Source organism: Luteibacter sp. P4_D7_3 (assembly GCF_056401735.1).
In genome coordinates this window covers 1-2,825 of record NZ_JBFUIT010000417.1, presented here as the reverse complement: position 1 = coordinate 2,825, position 2,825 = coordinate 1, and the positions used below count along the sequence as shown (strand labels likewise).

Sequence of the window (2,825 nt, the reverse complement as noted above, 5' to 3'; positions counted from 1 at the left end):
GGATGTCTTTCCACAACAGCTCAAGGCCTTTGCGCTTGCCCTTCTCGACCAGCTTGAGCCCGTCGGGGTGGATGGTCAGCGTGTAGTCCTGACCGCCGACGGTCAGTTCGCGCTTGAGCGGTTTGTCCAGTGGCGTCATGTCGGGTCCTCAAAGGCAGTCAGCCAGGCTGGTTCTTCTCGAAGGCCTCGGTGAGGTCGACGAGGGCGCGGCCCAGGCCTCCCGACGGGGCGGTGCCGGCAGGGCCGAGGACGCTCATCAAGACGTCCGAAGCACGCCGAAGAGCGTCAAGGCGGGGGTGCTGCAATTGTTCCCGGAACTGGGCCAGACACAACCGGGCCTCGTCGAAATCTCCGTCGAGCGCGGCGGCGTTGATTGCGTGGATGCATGCCTCCAAGCCATCTGGCGTCAGAGGGCGGGCAGCGTGGCCGTTCATCGCGGGCTCCCTGCGGAAACGGGCCTCCGATTTTAATCAGCCTGAGCGTCAGGGCAAGCCCCTTATCCCGCGTGTTTTCGTGTGACGAGGGTGATTTTGCCGTTCGGCTCCAGTCGACCCGTTTTGACATCCCGGTCCGTCTCGATGCCCGCCCCGTGGAGGGCCCTGTCGAGCGCTGCATCAGGAATGTTTTGGCTCCGAAGGGCAGCAGGGCCCCGTTTGCCGTCGCGGACCAGGATCGTGGGAAACCCTTCCATGAGTCGGTTAAAGCCCGCTGACCGGGCAGATAGCCATGCGATGGCCTTGTCTGTCGCCAAAATCCCAGCCACGCCAAGGAAGGGTCCGAGCATCCCGTTGTCGTCGCCGATAATCGCGGTTCGCAGGGTTCCGCCCGCCAGGGCAATGACCACGACATCAAACGCCGACATTTCCCCGAAACTCCGCTTGCCCGCAAGGCGCATGAGGACGAGGAGACCAAGATAAGTGACGGCGCCCCGCACGAGGTAGGTCCACCACGGCGCTGTGAGTTCGAAGATGTGGTCCATGGCGGTCTCCCTTGGCTGGACTTGCAGTCAACCCGGACAAGGGTCTGGGAAATGCGAACACCACGGGATGTCCACGGTTTTGGGCTCTTCTTTTCACAGGACATTGCGCATGGTTACGGCTTCTCCTKCAAACGAGTCTTGCCCATGAAAGCCGTCGTTTTCCACGCACTCGGTGACATCCGCCTCGATGACGTGCCCGAGCCGAAAATTGAAGCAGACACCGATGCCGTCGTCCGGCTGACCGCGTCGGCCATTTGTGGGACGGACCTCCACTTTATTCGCGGCACGATGGCTGGGGTCGAGCCCGGCACCATCCTCGGCCACGAAGGGGTGGGTGTGGTTGAGAGCATCGGAAAAGGGGTGCGCAACCTCAAAGTCGGTGACCGCGTGGTGGTCCCGTCGACCATCGCCTGCGGCTACTGCCCGCTTTGCCGGGCCGGTTTCTACGCCCAGTGCGACAACGCCAATCCGAATGGGCCAGGTACGGCGTTTTATGGTGGCCCGAAGGAAGCAGGTGGCTTCAACGGCATGCAGGCAGAAAAGGTCCGGGTGCCGTTCGCCAACATCAATCTTGTGGGCCTTCCGGACTCGGTCAGTGATGACGAAGCAATCCTGATTTCTGACATTTTCCCGACTGGGTACTTCGGTGCTGACCTCGCGGACATCAAGCCGGGCCACTCGGTGGCAGTCTTCGGCTGCGGCCCCGTCGGGCAGTTTGCCATTGCCTCTGCCAAGCTCCTCGGTGCGGGGCGCGTGTTTGCCGTCGACCAGCACGAGGACCGTTTGGAAATGGCCAGAAACCAGGGCGCTGAAGCCGCCGACTTCTCAAAGGAAGACCCGGTCGAAACCATCAAGAAGCTGACTGTGGCGTCGGTGTGGACTCCGTCATCGATGCCGTCGGTGTTGATGCCGAGCACGCCCACAGTGGACCAGCCAAGAAGACCAACACACCGGAAGATGCCAAGAAAGCATCTCGCACCGCACGCGAAGAGGGTGAGCACTTCAAGGCCGGCGACGGTCCGATGCAGTCGCTGGCCTGGGCCGTTGATGCCGTCGCCAAGGCCGGCACGGTTGCCATTATTGGTGTCTATCCGCCGGGCGACAACCTGTTCCCGATTGGTGCGGCGATGAACAAGAACCTCACTGTGCGGATGGGCAATTGCAATCACCGGAAGTACGTGCCGATGCTCGTTGAGCTCGTGCGCACCGGTCAGGTAACACCGACCGCCGTCCTCACCCAGCGCGAACCTTTGAGCAATGCCATCAACGCATACCTGGCGTTTGACCAGCGTCAGCCGGGTTGGATAAAGGTCGAGCTCGAACCGGCGACGTGATACGCAGGGATGCGCACTGAGCGGACGGAACGAGGGGCGGCCGAAGCTGCTCCTCTTTTCGACCGGCGGGACACAAGGGTCATTCAGATGTTGGAAGGGTCAGCACATCAAGCCGGTATTTCGGCGCGCGGTACGTGCGGGGCGTATACCAGGGCGACGCCGCGATGAAGCGCTCGGCGGCCTCATCCCCCGACAACGTGTAGTTGGTCTCCCCTGTCCAGTGCACGAGAATCATGTCGGCGTCCGGTGCGCATGCCGATATCCGTGCCGCCAACAGGTCAATTTCCGGAGCCTCGAGATAGTAAAGAATCTCTGACATCACAACCGCGTCTGCACGCTGCATCCAGTCACCGTGGGGAAGATGCGCCTGGACAAATGACACGTTCGGACAGGCCGAGCAGCGTGCTTGCGCGGTGGCAATTGCGACGGGGGGCGTCTCGACGTCCCCCCAGATTTGAGTAGCGGCCCGGTTTCGAGTCCAATCCCCCACGAGAAGGAGATTGGACGTGAAG

Annotated in this window: 5 protein-coding genes; 2 read left to right on the top strand and 3 right to left on the bottom strand. The window is 61.9% G+C overall.

What is annotated here, in order from left to right:
- Nucleotides 1-158: 158 nt before the first annotated feature.
- Nucleotides 159-434, bottom strand: a complete 276-nt coding sequence (locus AC1DSN_RS20875) for a hypothetical protein (RefSeq protein ID WP_477297342.1) — start codon at nt 432-434, stop codon at nt 159-161.
- Nucleotides 435-496: 62 nt separating this feature from the next.
- A complete protein-coding gene (locus tag AC1DSN_RS20870; RefSeq protein WP_477297341.1) occupies nt 497-979 on the bottom strand; it encodes a DUF421 domain-containing protein in 483 nt (160 codons plus the stop codon).
- A 144-nt stretch (nt 980-1,123) separates the two neighbouring features.
- Here AC1DSN_RS20870 and AC1DSN_RS20865 point away from each other — a divergent pair, with 144 nt between their 5' ends.
- Both AC1DSN_RS20865 and AC1DSN_RS20860 read left to right on the top strand, forming a co-directional pair.
- A complete protein-coding gene (locus tag AC1DSN_RS20865) occupies nt 1,124-2,110 on the top strand; it encodes an alcohol dehydrogenase catalytic domain-containing protein (protein WP_477332627.1) in 987 nt (328 codons plus the stop codon).
- Nucleotides 2,107-2,313: a hypothetical protein gene (locus AC1DSN_RS20860; RefSeq protein WP_477332625.1), complete on the top strand. Its 207-nt coding sequence runs from the start codon at nt 2,107-2,109 to the stop codon at nt 2,311-2,313. The genes AC1DSN_RS20865 and AC1DSN_RS20860 overlap by 4 nt, the downstream gene beginning before the upstream one ends.
- Before the next feature lie 79 nt (nt 2,314-2,392).
- Here AC1DSN_RS20860 and AC1DSN_RS20855 read toward each other — a convergent pair.
- Nucleotides 2,393-2,825, bottom strand: a 433-nt coding sequence (locus AC1DSN_RS20855; RefSeq protein WP_477332623.1) for a class I SAM-dependent methyltransferase, incomplete at its 5' end; no start/stop codon positions are given.